Source organism: Polaromonas sp. P4_F4, assembly GCF_056401355.1.
In genome coordinates this window covers 44,719-58,406 of the sequence record NZ_JBFUJO010000012.1, presented here as the reverse complement: position 1 = coordinate 58,406, position 13,688 = coordinate 44,719, and the positions used below count along the sequence as shown (strand labels likewise).

11 protein-coding genes and 1 pseudogene are annotated in these 13,688 nt (G+C 62.6%); 6 read left to right on the top strand and 6 right to left on the bottom strand.

Annotated features, from left to right (window positions below):
• Window positions 1–289 precede the first annotated feature (289 nt).
• Window positions 290–859 carry a TetR/AcrR family transcriptional regulator gene (locus AC1DUR_RS14100; RefSeq protein ID WP_477720252.1) on the top strand — a complete coding sequence of 190 codons (570 nt, stop codon included), beginning with the start codon at window positions 290–292 and terminating at the stop codon, window positions 857–859.
• 876 nt (window positions 860–1,735) lie between these two features.
• Here the strand turns inward: AC1DUR_RS14100 and AC1DUR_RS14095 are convergent.
• A complete protein-coding gene (locus AC1DUR_RS14095) occupies window positions 1,736–2,440 on the bottom strand; it encodes a glutathione S-transferase family protein (RefSeq protein WP_477720199.1) in 705 nt (234 codons plus the stop codon).
• A 609-nt stretch (window positions 2,441–3,049) separates the two neighbouring features.
• On the opposite strand from AC1DUR_RS14095, the pseudogene AC1DUR_RS14090 reads away from it, so the two are divergent.
• Window positions 3,050–3,172, top strand: a pseudogene (locus tag AC1DUR_RS14090) (exodeoxyribonuclease III); the annotation flags it as partial.
• A 137-nt stretch (window positions 3,173–3,309) separates the two neighbouring features.
• Here AC1DUR_RS14090 and AC1DUR_RS14085 read toward each other — a convergent pair.
• Window positions 3,310–4,200 carry a LysR family transcriptional regulator gene (locus tag AC1DUR_RS14085; RefSeq protein ID WP_477720200.1) on the bottom strand — a complete coding sequence of 297 codons (891 nt, stop codon included), beginning with the start codon at window positions 4,198–4,200 and terminating at the stop codon, window positions 3,310–3,312.
• A gap of 120 nt (window positions 4,201–4,320) precedes the next feature.
• Here AC1DUR_RS14085 and AC1DUR_RS14080 point away from each other — a divergent pair, with 120 nt between their 5' ends.
• Genes AC1DUR_RS14080 through AC1DUR_RS14070 form a run of 3 tightly spaced genes read left to right on the top strand, consistent with a single transcriptional unit; the run spans window position 4,321 to window position 6,159 of the window.
• The gene (locus tag AC1DUR_RS14080; RefSeq protein WP_477720201.1) at window positions 4,321–5,187 is read left to right on the top strand and encodes an MBL fold metallo-hydrolase; all 867 of its coding nucleotides are present in this window, start codon (window positions 4,321–4,323) and stop codon (window positions 5,185–5,187) included.
• Window positions 5,188–5,210: 23 nt separating this feature from the next.
• A complete protein-coding gene (locus tag AC1DUR_RS14075) occupies window positions 5,211–5,861 on the top strand; it encodes a DsbA family protein (RefSeq protein ID WP_477720202.1) in 651 nt (216 codons plus the stop codon).
• 58 nt (window positions 5,862–5,919) lie between these two features.
• Entirely contained in the window at window positions 5,920–6,159 is a 240-nt protein-coding gene (locus tag AC1DUR_RS14070) for a hypothetical protein (RefSeq protein WP_477720203.1), read from the top strand.
• A gap of 8 nt (window positions 6,160–6,167) precedes the next feature.
• On the opposite strand, the gene AC1DUR_RS14065 is transcribed toward AC1DUR_RS14070, so the two are convergent.
• The 4 genes from AC1DUR_RS14065 to AC1DUR_RS14050 all read right to left on the bottom strand — a co-directional run bounded on the left by AC1DUR_RS14065 (window position 6,168) and on the right by AC1DUR_RS14050 (window position 12,176).
• Window positions 6,168–6,554: a response regulator gene (locus AC1DUR_RS14065; protein ID WP_477721697.1), complete on the bottom strand. Its 387-nt coding sequence runs from the start codon at window positions 6,552–6,554 to the stop codon at window positions 6,168–6,170.
• A gap of 2 nt (window positions 6,555–6,556) precedes the next feature.
• Entirely contained in the window at window positions 6,557–9,451 is a 2,895-nt protein-coding gene (locus tag AC1DUR_RS14060; RefSeq protein ID WP_477721696.1) for a PAS domain S-box protein, read from the bottom strand.
• A 538-nt stretch (window positions 9,452–9,989) separates the two neighbouring features.
• Window positions 9,990–11,195 carry an HPP family protein gene (locus tag AC1DUR_RS14055; protein ID WP_477721695.1) on the bottom strand — a complete coding sequence of 402 codons (1,206 nt, stop codon included), beginning with the start codon at window positions 11,193–11,195 and terminating at the stop codon, window positions 9,990–9,992.
• A gap of 138 nt (window positions 11,196–11,333) precedes the next feature.
• Window positions 11,334–12,176 (bottom strand): M48 family metallopeptidase, encoded by an 843-nt coding sequence (locus AC1DUR_RS14050; protein ID WP_477721694.1) that lies wholly within the window; start codon window positions 12,174–12,176, stop codon window positions 11,334–11,336.
• A gap of 25 nt (window positions 12,177–12,201) precedes the next feature.
• Between AC1DUR_RS14050 and AC1DUR_RS14045 the strand changes: the two genes are divergently transcribed.
• A complete protein-coding gene (locus AC1DUR_RS14045; protein WP_477721693.1) occupies window positions 12,202–13,677 on the top strand; it encodes an AmpG family muropeptide MFS transporter in 1,476 nt (491 codons plus the stop codon).
• Window positions 13,678–13,688: the final 11 nt, after the last annotated feature.

The window sequence follows — 13,688 nt, the reverse complement described above, 5'->3', positions numbered from 1 at the left end:
AACGCCCGCTGTCAGTCGGCGCTGGCGTTCAACTGCGGGCGCGCAGATGGCAGAAATCGACCCATTGCCGCCATCGGCGCATCCGGCCTGAGTGACAGCAAGGTGCCCAAAGCTGCACTCGCTCCAAGCATCGAGGAGTGGGAGCGCTTCCGTTAAGAACGACGCAACTAGCTTCAGCGGCTGCACAGCATGATTGACTACCTGCCAAAAGGTAGACGTGGCGATATAATGTGCGTAGACCCTAAAAACAGTTTGTTTGTAGTCGAAGCTGTCTGTTGACACGAAAGGCATTGAAGTGAGCTCGAACGCCCGGGAAGCCATTTTGGCTGCCGCCAAGAAGACCGCGCAGACGCACGGCTACGCCGGCTTGAACTTCCGCGATCTGGCACAAGACGTGGGCATCAAGGCCGCAAGCATTTACTATCATTTTCCGAGCAAGGCCGAGCTCGGCGCAGCGGTCGCTAGGCGATATTGGGAAGACGGGGCAGTTGCCCTGGACGCAATTTCGGCCGAGAACTCGGACCCACTTGAGTGCTTGCGTCAGTTTCCCGACATTTTCCGAAGGTCGCTCGCGAGCGACAACCGGCTGTGCCTTGGCAGTTTCATGGGCGCCGAAACCGCAGACCTGCCTGACTTGGTGAACAAGGAAATGCAGGCCTTTGCCGACGTCAACGTGACGTGGTTGAGCAAGATGCTAGTTGCTGCGGGCTTAGTGAGCCTCGACGAAAGTGAACCTCGGGCGCGTGCCATTTTTGCGGCCATCGCCGGTGCTCAGCTCATTGCAAGAAGTCGCTCGAATATCTCGCTTTTCGACGCACTGATCACGACTTATCGTTCGGCAGGCCTTTTGCCAGCTTGAGCCGTAGGCCTGAACATTCGCACAGGCTCGCACAGGCTCGCGCTGGAGCGCTGGACGATGCAACATGTCTCGAGGCACGCCTCTTCGAAAGGACTTCGTCCGCGACGCCTGATATTCGAGACAGGGCCTCACAATCGTTTCGCCAAGTCCTTCGCAGCGAACTACATGGTTCCGCTCCCATGACGCTCACATCCAGTCTGACGGGGCAGGATGTCGGTTCTTCGGGTTACGGCTTTTGGGGGGAAAGGTAGATCATCACCAACGAGATGAGTTCCTGAGTGTTCTGACGTAGCGGGCCAGGCCAGGCGAGATGTTTGGAGTGATCCGAGAAGCAGACTACTCCGCAAAGCTCGCCGTTGTAGAAGGTCGGAACGTGGAGAAACGCGACAGCGGAGCTGCAGTGGAGGTGCCACGCCTGAATAATCACGCCCTCGCCGACGTCGCGCGAGTCGTGGGTCAGATAGCCCGCGGATCTTCCACGCGAGATAAATCGACAAAGCGATGGACGGAACGGGAGCCGGCCGACCGGAGGCGTCGTCGATGACGCCCCGATGCGACGGGCCCTTACTGCGTAGTTCCTCGTCAATGCCGTGTCCGGCTCGTCTCCACAAAGCGACGGAGTCGCATCCAGCCCTCTGCCGTAGCAGTTCGGCTACGCCGACTTCCAGCGCATCCAGACTCACACGGCCTGCGGAGAAATCGCTGCAAAGGCGATGCGCATCACGCCTGATATCTGTAAAGGGTCTCATGACGCTACGCTCCTGGGGTGTCAGAGCGTCTGCGACTGCCTACAACGCTCAGGAGGCTCGGCCATCGAAGCATCACAATGCCAGTGAAGAGTTCGATGTAGCCGAGGCTAGGCGGCTGAAGCCGCGCTTACTTCTTGGCCAGGGAATCCAGCTCCGGCACGCCGCTGTTGCCGTCGGCATAGGCGGCTTGGAAGCTGGGGCGAAGCTGCCAGCGCTTCCAGTACGCATCCAGATGCTCGAAACGCTCGTCCAGCGGGGTGGCGTTGACCGGGAACTTCGAGAACGCGATTGCTGTTGCCAGCGTCATGTCCGCGAAGGTGGGCGCATCCCCGCCCAGCAGCCATTGGCGGCCGTCCGACAGGTGGCGATTGACCAGGGCCGCGTGCGCCAGCGCTTCCTTGCGGCAGTGCTCGCCCCAGGCCTCGTTCTTGGTTAGCTCCAGCTTGAATCCGAGCCCGGTGTGCAGGACATGGAACGCCGTGACGATTCTGTACAGGATGTGCACCCAGATGCGGTTGTCCCACATGTTGTCGAGACCCTGCTCCAGAGCGTTCTCGCCCATGATCTTCCGGCCCGGGTAGGCCTGGTCGAGATACCGGACGATGGCAGCGGTCTCGGAGATGAAGCTGCCGTCGGCCAGTTGGAGGGTGGGGGTTTCGCCCCACGGGTTCATGTTCAAGTGCCGCCATCCGCGTTGTTCGCCGACGGGCGTCATGTCGTAGACGGTTTCCTGGAATTGGTCAGCGATGCCCTTTTCGTGCATGAACAGGCGCAGACGCTGGGGGTTCGGGAAGGCCGAAGGCGAGGTGAAGAGTTGGAGCTTGTTTGTCATGGTCGTATTCCTGGTTGATTGATGGTTTAGATATTTACCTACCATTCGGCAGGTAGACGAACAATAACCGCCATCACTCACGGCGTCAACAACTACCTGCCGATTGGCAGGTAACAATTTGTAAACAAATCGCCTGGCCAGTCAGAAATCGGCGTACGGGGTCGCGGTCGGCGACTTGTCCGCCTGCGTAGAAAATCCGCTGTGGCGCGAGTCTAGAAGGGCTCCTGCCAAGTACGCCGTGCACGCAAAACCTGATGCCGCTCCATGACGCACTAAATTGCAGATCACTGATGACGGCTTTCCAACTCAAAGCTGTCGCTGGCCCTTGAGCGAGCGGCGAGAGCACGCTGCGGGCTGCGGGCTGCCTACACTGCGGGCAGACGAACAGCCGCTTTGACTAGCACACACAGAACCCATCCCGTGACCGGACGCCGGTCAGCGTGCCGGAAAGCCGACGCCGGCGACGGACAGCTTGGCCGGAAACCACTTTGAAGCCCGACCGTGGACGACCGCTTCAGCGCCGTCTGCCGACAGTCATGGCGCTCCCATGAACTCGGTCCTCTCGTGAAGCTTGTCTTGCCTTGGCTGGCGTTTCTGTAGGTTTTTTGTCGTATCGACTACCACCTGGCCACGCCGGCCATGGCCGTGCTGGCCAAGACCGAGCACATCTACAAGGACCAGCGCTTTTCAGACCACGCGCCCATCACGGTGGACTACGCACTGAACCTGTGAGCGAGCCGGAGGCGGTCCTCCTCTTGATCAGCCCCGGAGATAGGCCGTTGACCGGTCGTCTAAACCCGGACTCCACGTGCGATTGCTCCATGGCCAAACGATCACCGGTTTGGTGGAACTGACGTGGTACGAGCCGGCTACCAGGGCACCTTGGCAAACCGATCCGCTAAAAAGTCCAGGAACGCGCGTACCGCAGGCGGCAAATGCTTGCGTGAGGTATAGAGGGCATAGATCGCCATGCCGGGAAGTTTCCAGTCCGGAAGTACGACCTGCAAGCTGCCATTTGCCAGGTGCGGGCTGGCCAGATACGTGGGTTGCAACGCCACGCCACCACCGACCAAGGCAGCGCGGAGTAAAGCCGTGGCCTCGTTGGCGCTGAAGTGGCTGCTCACGCTCACTTGGGCTTGCTCTTCACCACGGGTGAACCTCCACACGCTTTTGCCGAAATTGGCATGGCTCAGGCAACGGTGGGTCACCAGCTCAGCGGGCAAGGTCGGCACCCCGTAGGTGGCCAGGTACCCGGGTGAGGCCACCAGCACGGAATCGCACGGGGCCAACACCCGGCCGATGAGTGCGGGGTCCGGCTCGGCGCTGATGCGAATAGCCAGGTCGATGCGCGCCTCCACCAGGTTGAGCGCGCCCTCACTGGCGTTGAGGTCAATTTTGAGCTGCGGGTAGCGCTTCAGGAAGTCGGCCACTGCCGCCGCCATCTGCGCATACGCAAACGACATGCTGCAGGTAATGCGCAGTTGCCCGCGCAGGGCACCGTCGTGGCTGCTGGCTTCTTCCTCCACGTTTTCCATCAGCGCCAGCATTTGCTGGCTACGGCGCAGGCAGCTCTCGCCCGCATCGGTCAACGTGACGCTGCGGGTGGTGCGCTGCAACAGCCGCGCACCCAGCCACTGCTCCAGCGCAAGCACATAGCGGGTGACCATGGCGCGCGACATGTCCAGCTTGTCGGCAGCGGCGCTGAAACTGCCCGTGCCGGCCACCTCCACAAACACCTGCATGGCAGTGAAACGGTCCATGATTTGCTCGATTTACGAAACAGTAATGGGCGAATTATGGGGTTTATCTGCGCGAATATTGAAACTACAGTTCGTTTCAACGCTGCAGAGCGTCTTTTTAAAACACCACAGGAGTTCACCATGATCCGTATTACCGTTCTCGCCGCGTCCCTGGCCATCGCTTTCGGCGCCGCTCACGCAGACCAGCCCTTGGGCGTCAAGGTCTACAACGCGGACGGCAACAGCTTCAATGTCAATTCCACGCTGGTCTATGGCGAAAAGGAAGCAATGGTGATTGATGCCGGCTTTACCCGCGCCGATGCGCTGCGCATTGCCGCCAACGTGCTCGACAGCGGCAAACAGCTCACCACCATCTATGTGAGCCAGGCCGACCCGGACTACTACTTTGGCGTGGAATTCCTGAAAGAGATCTTCCCGCAAGCCGATGTGGTGACGAGCTCCGCCGTGCTGGAAAAGCTGGCGCCCAAGCTGGCAGGCAAGGTGGCATTCTGGAGCCCCAAGATGGGCGCCAATGCACCGCGCAAACCGGTGGTACCCCGCGTTCTGCAAGGCAACACCCTGACACTGGAAGGCCAAAAGATTGAAATCCGCGGCACGCAGGGCGTGCTGGCCCACCGCCCCTATGCCTGGATTCCCTCGATCAAAGCCATCGTGGGCAATATCGGCGTCTTCGGCAACATGCACGTGTGGACTGCGGATACGCAAACCGCCTCCGAACGTGCTGCCTGGGTGGCTCAGCTGGACGAAATGTCGGCTTTGAAGCCCGAGCTGGTGGTTCCTGGCCACATGAAGGCGGGCACCAAGGTGGACGCCAGCGCCATTACCTTCACCAAGGACTATTTGCATACGTTCGAGAAGAACCTGGCTGCCACCAAAAACAGCGGCGAGCTGATCAATGCCATGAAGCAGGCCTACCCGCAAGTGACCGATGGTGCCTTGTCGCTGGACATCGGCGCCAAGGTCAACAAAGGCGAAATGAAGTGGTAAAAAAGTGGCAAGGAAATAGCACCATGGATACCCGGGCACACATTGCTGTTACGTATTTGTTCGATCCCCTGTGTGGCTGGTGCTACGGTGCGTCGCCAGCGATCCAGCGCCTGGGACGGCAAAGCGGCATCCGGCTGGAGCTGGTCCCCACCGGGCTGTTTGCGGGCAGCGGCGGGCGCACCATGGATGCGGCGTTTGCAGACTATGCGTGGTCCAACGACGTGCGTATTGAAAAGCTCACCGGCCAGCGTTTCACCGAGGATTACCGCAAGAACGTGCTGGGCAAGCCTGGCAGCCGCTTTGATTCGGCCCCCGCCACGCTTGCCCTGACAGCGGTGTCTTTGAGCGAACCGCAACGTGAGCTGGAAACGTTGAAGGTCTTGCAGGAAGCCCGATATTTGCATGCAATGGACACCAGTGCTATGCCCGTGGTGGAGAAGCTGTTGCGTGACACGGGGCTGAGTGCCGCCGCCGACCGCCTGGTCACTGGCGACGCTGAGCTACTGGCCGCCAACGCCGCGCGTATCCAGAATGCACAAGGCCTGATGCAAACCTTAGGCGCGCAGGGAGTACCGGCCCTGGTGGTCAAGGACGACAATGGCAGCCGGCTGCTGCGCGGCAATGCGCTGTACGGCAGCTTTGATAGCCTGTTCAGCCACATTGCTGCGGCCTGAAGAGACCACAGCAAGCGCATATGGCCGGTTCAAACCAACCCATCAGGAGAAGCTCTCGATGAACACGCTCCGCCAAGTCCTGGTTCATATGCGCGCGGGTCGCTGGTACGAAGCACACCATCTTGTCCAGGGCGATGAGGATTCGCTGCTGAGCGCCTGGCTGCACGGCATCCTGCATATTCAGGAGGGTGATCTGGAAGATGCCGAGTACTGGTACGGCAAGGCCAACCGGAATTTCCGCAACCGGGGGACGCTGGATGAAGAGCTGGAGCGTTTCGAGGCTGCGTTATTGGAATAGCGCCGCGCTCAACCCTGAGCGGCCCAGATCTGCTGAATCTGCGCGGAAAGCTCCATCGGATCAAAGGGTTTGGGAATCACATCGAGCGCGCCCAGCGCCTTGTACGCCGCAATTTCCGAGGCCTGCACCTTGGCGGTCATGAAGATCACCGGCGTCCTGGACGTGGCAGGCATTTCGCGCAAGGCCTTGAGCGTGCTGGGGCCGTCCATGCCGGGCATCATGACGTCAAGCAGCAGCAGGTCGGCCGCGGCGCCGGGGGCCGCGCTCAGCGCCTCCTGCCCGGAGGCACAGGGAATCACCGTGAACTTGCCGACAGCCTCCAGGGCCATCTGCGCCACAACACGGATGTCGGGCTCGTCTTCAACATACAAAATGCGCTGGAGAGGTGTGGGCATGGTCAGATCAGAGGTTGGGGACGGGTGGGGCCGGGGTCTCCGGGAATCTGAAGGATACGCTGAATTGTATTTAACAGCTCGGTGTTGGAGGTGTGGGCCTTGACCAGCACGGCTTCGGCCATCTGGCTGTCCTCCGGGTCCACGTCGCTGGACGAAAACAGAATCACCGGCGGCCGGGGATCGAGCGCATCGATGTCCTCAAACAGGTCCCAGCCCGAGTCCGAACCGAGCGTGAGGTCCAGCAACACCAGATCAAACCGTTGCTCCCGCAGCCGGGCGCGGGCCTGCTCCAGCGTGGCGGCAAATTCGAAACTTGCAAAGTTCTCGGCGATGGCAGCGGTAACATGCTGGATGTCAGGATCGTCTTCCACATGCAGGATACGCGGCTTGCGGGCCTGGAGACCGGCCACGGCGCGGCGGACACTGAGGGTCAGCTGGTTCTCATCGATCGGTTTTTCCAGCCAGTCCGACACCGCAAGCGGTTTGCGCTTGAACTGCAGCTCCCCCTCCCCCGCCATCGCGGAGATCACCACCACAGGCAGGTGGCGCGTTCTTTCTTCGCGGCGCAGCTCACCAATGAAGGCCAGGCCGTTCTGGCCGGGCAGCTTCAGGTCCACCGTCATGGCGTCGTAGTCTTTGCGCGCAAGGCAGGCCAGTGCCTGCTCGGCGCTGTGCGCCAGGTCGGCGTCAAAACCGGCCTTGCCCAGCATGATGCTGATAAGTTGGGCTACATCGGGGTCGTCTTCGCAAATCAGGATGCGCGGCCGGGACGATGCAGATCGCGCCTTCACCAACTGCTGCGGTTGGGCGGGCTCCTGCCATTCGGGCAGTTCAAAAAAGAAAGTGGTCCCTGCACCACCGGCATTGCGGTTGAAGCCGATGGAGCCGCCCATGCTTTCAATCAGGCCCCTGGAAATATTGAGGCCGAGGCCGGAGCCGCCCTTTTGCCGGGTATCGGACGAATCCGCCTGCGAAAACTTCTGGAAGATGCGGCTGCGAAACGCCTCCGGAATGCCGGGCCCCTGGTCCGAAACTTCTACCCGCACCTGCCGGGCGGTACGTGACAGCATCACTTCCACCGTACTTCCCGCCGGAGAAAACTTGACCGCGTTTGAGAGCAGGTTGGTCATCACCTGCATCAGCCGGTCGCTGTCAATGCGTGCCTGCAGCGCCGCGTCGGGGGCGCGCAAGCGCAGCCTGACGCCGTGTTGGGCGGCAAACCCCTCGTTGGCTGCCAGCGCCTGCCGGAGCAGTGGCTTGAGCTCCGCGGCCTGCAGAGTCAGGCGCAGCTTGCCCGACTCGATTTTTTCGCTGTCCAGCATGTCGCTGATCAGCCGGATCAGGCGCTCGCAGTTGCTCGTGGCGATGGCCACCAGGCTCTTCACGGCCGCAGGCAACTCACCGGCCACACCGCCGGAAATCAGTCCCAATGAACCACGGATCGAGGTCAGCGGCGTACGGAGTTCATGGCTGACCGTCGAAACGAACTCGGTCTTCATGCGGTCGATGCGCTTGAGTTCGGTGATGTCGGTACCCAGCGAGAAAAACCCAACGACCTTGCCTTCGTCCGCCCCCTCCCCATAGCGGGGGAAATACTGCATGGCGTAGTTTTTGTGAGCGCCTTGCGGCGTGACATGCACACGCTCGTACTGCACGGCATAACCGCGCAGCACCTCATCGACCTTGTCCCGCACGCCTTCGTAGAGCTGCGGGCCGAGGACTTCGGCAAGGGTATGGCCGTCGATCCGTTCAAATTCCAGGCCCAGGACTTCCTCATAGGTCTGGTTGTGAAAACGAAAGCGCTGCCCCAGATCGAGGTAGGCGATCAGGGCTGGAACGGTATTGGTGATCTGGCGCAACTGGGATTCGCTGGCGTGCAACGCCTCGGTGATGCGCCTGCGCTCGGTGTTGTCGCTGATCAGCGCCGTGAAGAGACGCTGCCCGCCCACATGCACGTCGCCAAACGACACACTGGCCGGAAATTCAGTGCCGTCCTTGCGCATGCTCTGTACGTCCTGGTTGGCCATCCTGAAGGGTTCGGGTCGCGCGCGCAGCGCCGCAGTGAAGTTCTTGTACTGGGCACGCAGGCGCTCGGGCACCAGTTCGGAAACGTCACGCCCGATGAGCTCATTTTTTTCATACCCAAACAGCTGCAGCGCTGCTGCATTGGCCTGCAGCACGATGTCATGGTCGGTCGTGGTGATCACCGCATCGGCCATGGCTTCGGTGATGGTGCGGGTCATGGTTTCGCTGTCGCGAAGTTTCGATTCCACGCGTTTGCGGACTTCCTCGTAATGGGTGACGACGTACACCATCCAGCCCAGCATGGCCAGAAACAGCAGGCCCGCGGCAATGATGAAGTGCTGGACCCGCTCAGCGCTCCGCTCGGCATCGGCTTGCGCTCGCTGCCAGGCCAGGTTCTCCCGGCTGCGGGCCTTGTCCAGCAGGCTGTCGGTACGCTGCCTGAGTTGCAGGTTGACGTCGCTGTTGAGGATAGCCACGGCGGCCGCCTGGCCCTCACTTTGCCGGGCTGCAATCACCTGGTTTGCCGCTGTCCTGCGCTGGGCGATCAGCTCGTCCAAAGCCGGCTGATCCGGCAGCAGGTTCGCGCTTCGCACACGGCCAATGGCTTCGCGCAAGGCAACGCGTGCTGCCTCAAGGTTCTGCAGGTCCGCCGCACTGCCGCTCAGCAGATACTGGCGCACCAGCGATTCGGCGGACTTGAGGCTGGAGGCGATACGCTCCAGCAAGACGAGGGTGTCTTCGGTCCGGACGCGCGCCTGGGCGGACTCGACCAACCGGTTGATCGTGACATAGGAGGCCGCGCCCACCGCGGCCACCAGAATGAGACCGATGCCCAGGGCCAGCTTGATCTTGACGAAGAAAGTGGAGCGCATGGGGAAATCCGGTAGTTGAACTTGGGGATAACGCGATGGCTGTGCAACCGGGCGGACGGCTCAACCCCGCCCAGGCGGGCCGGGGTCATCGGCGCGCGGCTGCGCCAAAACCGCAGGAAACACCGGCTCACGGATCGTCATGGCAACCGGACCATGGCTGCGACTGCCATGCCCCGCACGGTGGTGTGCTGGTCCTGAACGGCGACCGGGGTCGCGAACCTCGCTAGTGGCATGAGGACACTCCCAAAAAAGAGGCACATCACCAAAAGGACCCCGAACATGTCCGAGGCGGCAAATGTTGCAAAGGTTGCAAAGGCGCTCCAGCGCCATAGCGCCATCGGCCGTGGCTTTGTTTCGCCGCAAGGGTCACCAGCCCTCGCCATGCGATTCTAGGGCCTCGACTGAAAACTCAAGCCCGGCCGTCCCCAAAAAGGAAGCTCGGGCGCACTTTTCCTCACACCGTCCGGCACTGCACGACGGTGCCGCCCGGAGAACCAGGTGACGTCGGTGAGGCCGGCTGTGCATGGCGGTATGGGCATCAGACCGTCGGGTCGGCAGCCCGCCCCAGGGCGGCGACCACGTCAGACTGCGTGATCATGCCCACCAGCCGCTCGCCCTCCCCAATGATCGGGATATGGTGATGGCCGGTGCTGCCGAAGAGCGGTATCAGGTCCAGCAGACGGCGCTGCTCACCGGCCACCCTGACATTGCGCGTCATGATCTGGCCCACCACCTCCGGCTTGCTGGCGTAAACGCTGCGGGTGGTGCGGACCAGCGTCCGCAACTTGTCCTCGAACCCCTCATAGATGTCGAGTTCGGCGGCCCGCATGAAGTCGGCCACCGTGATGATGCCGGCGATGCGAGAGGCGCGGTCCACCACCGGCAGCGCCTTGATGCGACGGCTCCTCAGCAGCGCCCAGGCCTCCTGCAAAGGGGTGCCAAACTGCACGGTCACCAGCTCGCGCGACATGATGTCGGCACAGCGCAATTCCGCCAGCTTGCGATCGTAGGCGCGCAGCTGGGTCTGGGCCAGCAAGGACTTGAGATCGTCCCGGCTGACGTCCAGCACCTGGTTGTAGCGTGCCAGCACCGCGTCCAGATCGGCATCCAGGTCCGAGTCCACAGCCCCCGCCGCGCCGGAAGCCCCGGCGGCGGGAAGCTGCCTGTGCGGATAGGGCCGGCCGGTTGCATGGTTGTAGGCGATGCCCGCCAATACCAGCAACGCGGAGTTGAGCAGGACGGGGTACAGGGCAAAGGACGGATCGCCAATGCCGCCCAGCACCATCATCAGCGCGGTCGCTCCACCCGGTGGATGCAGGCAACGCAGGGCAAGCATCACGGCAATGGCACTCGCCACCGCCAGCGCCGCGGCCAACTCGGGTGAGCCCAGCAGATGTACGCCATGCACGCCGGCAATGCCCACCAGCGCCGACAGGGTGTTGCCCCCCACCACCGCCCAGGGCTGCGCCATCGGGCCGGCCGGCATCGCAAATACCAGCACCGCGCTGGCCCCGAGCGGCGCCACCAGCCACGGCAGCGCCGACGTATTGCCGGCCAGCCGGCACAACAGTGCAGTCAGGAAAATGCCGACAAGTGCGCCGATGACCAGTCGCAGGCACTCGCGCAGGCTGATGCCGGGGCGGGGAGGCCGAAAATCACGCCAGGCCCGGCTGAAAATGGTCGGCAGACCGCCACGGGCGGGACGCGCATCGGGGCGCAGCGGCAGGGGCGAAGGTGAACTCATGAGGAACGCACCACATTCACTGAAAATGACAAAGGCGGGTGAGTGGCGGCAAAGGCCGCGCCCGGAACACCAGGCATGGTGTCTTCGCCGCACGGGCCGGCCAGCCACAGGCCGGCAAATAACGCCCGGATTGCAGGCTTAACTGCGGGCACGCTGGTACAGGCCCTGGACTTTGGGAACATTGGCCTGAAGCTGCTGGATGCGCGCCGGGCCGGAAGGATGGGTGGACAGGAAGCTCGGCCCGTTCGCACCGCCGCCGGCCTGCCCCATTTTTTCCCAGAGGCTGACCGCAGCCTGCGGGTTGTAGCCGCCACGCGCAGCCATTTCCAGCCCCACCAGGTCGGCATCGGTCTCGTCTTCGCGGCTGAAGCGCAGCGTGAGCAATTGCGTGCCTATGCTGGCCGCCACATCGCCGAGCTGACCCAGACCCAGCAGCTGCGCCCCCAGCGACAGCAAGGTGCCGGTGCCCTGGCTTTTGGCGATGCGGGCGCGCGCATGTTCGCGCAGGGCATGCGCCATTTCGTGGCCCATGACCATGGCCACCTCATCATCGGTGAGCTTGAGCTGGTCGAGAATTCCGGTGTAGAAAGCGATCTTGCCGCTCGGCATGCAAAACGCGTTGATCTGCTTGCTGCCAATCAGGTTGACTTCCCAGCGCCATTGCCTGGCACGGTCGTTCCACTGCGCGGTATGCGGCACCAGGCGCGCGGCAATGGCGCGCAGCCGTTGCAACTGGGGATGATCGGCGGGCGCCAGGGCGCCTTTGGAGCGAGCATCGGCGACCAGCTTGGCATATTCCTGCGTGGCGGCACCCTCGAGTTCGTCGGCCGGCACCAGCTTGCGCAGGCCCGACGACGCTCCCACATCAACCTGGGCGACCAAGGGGGTCGCGACCCCCGCAGCAGCCGCGCCCGCAGCGGCCAGCAGAAATGCCCGGCGGCCTGGCCAAGCGGCGTGTTGGGCCTCGCATAAAAAGCACATGGGTCAATAATAGTCACTAATTGAAATGCCCATGTCAGACAAAACCCCCTCCTCCTCCGCCTCCTCCGAATTGCCGCTGTCCCCCGCCGTGCTGGCAGCGGCCCCCCCGGCCGGCGAGCCGAAAAAGACCCCGTGGCGCGATGTCTGGCTGGTGTACACCGAGGCCGCCACGCTGCGCATGCTGCTGCTGGGCTTTTCGGCGGGGCTGCCGCTGCTGCTGGTGTTTGGCACGCTGAGCTTCTGGCTGCGCGAGGCCGGCATTGACCGCACCACCATTGGCTACCTGAGCTGGGTCGGTCTGGCTTACGGTTTCAAATGGGTGTGGGCGCCGCTGGTTGACCGCCTGCCTATTCCGCTGCTGACCCGCCTGCTGGGGCGCCGGCGCAGCTGGCTGCTGCTGGCACAGGCGACCATCATCACGGCGCTGGTGGGCATGGCCCTGACCGACCCGCGGCTGGCGCTGGAGCCGGTGGTGTGGTGCGCGCTGGCCGTGGCGTTTGGCTCGGCCACGCAGGACATCGCGCTGGATGCCTACCGCATTGAATCGGCCGACACGCCGCGCCAGGCCGCGCTGGCGGCCGCCTACCAGACCGGCTACCGCGTTGCGATGATCTGGGCCGGCGCCGGCGCGCTGTGGATTGCCGCGCGTGCAGAAGTCACGGGTGGCGCGGTTTACCAGCAAGGCGCCTGGCAGGCCGCGTACCTGGCGATGGCCGCGTCGATGCTGCTGGGCGTGGCGACCGTGCTGCTGTCACCCGAACCCGTGGCGCAGGTATTGAAACCTTCGCGCAATGCTGCCGAATGGCTTAAAAGCGCGCTGATCGAGCCATTTGCCGATTTCCTGCGCCGCTATGGCAAGCATGCCGTGCTCATCCTGGCGCTGATCGCCATCTACCGCATCAGCGACGTCGTCATGGGCATCATGGCCAACCCGTTTTATGTGGACATGGGTTACACCAAGGACGAAGTAGCAGCCGTCACCAAGATCTATGGCGTCATCATGACGCTGGTCGGCGCCTTTGTCGGCGGCGCGCTGGCCATGCGCTTTGGCGTGATGCGGGTGCTGATGCTGGGCGCCATCCTGAGTGCGGGCAGCAACCTGCTGTTTGCCTGGCTGGGCACGCGCGGGCATGACGTCAATGCGCTCATTTTTGTGATTTCTGCCGACAACCTCTCCAGCGGCATCGCCTCGGCCGCCTTCATCGCCTACCTGTCCAGCCTGACCAACGTCAACTATTCGGCCACGCAATACGCCCTGTTCAGCTCGATGATGCTGCTGTTGCCCAAGTTCCTGGCGGGCTACTCCGGCAAATACGTGGATGCCTTCGGCTATGGCCATTTTTTCACGGCGAGCGCCTTGCTCGGTTTGCCCGTGCTGCTGCTGGTCGCGCTGGCTTCAAGGCTGCAATCCCCCTCAGCCCCCTCCGGCTCCACCCCCACTTCCTCCACTCCCACTCCCACTCCCACTCCCACTCCCACTTCCACCTCCAGATCCACATAAATTGCTGCTGA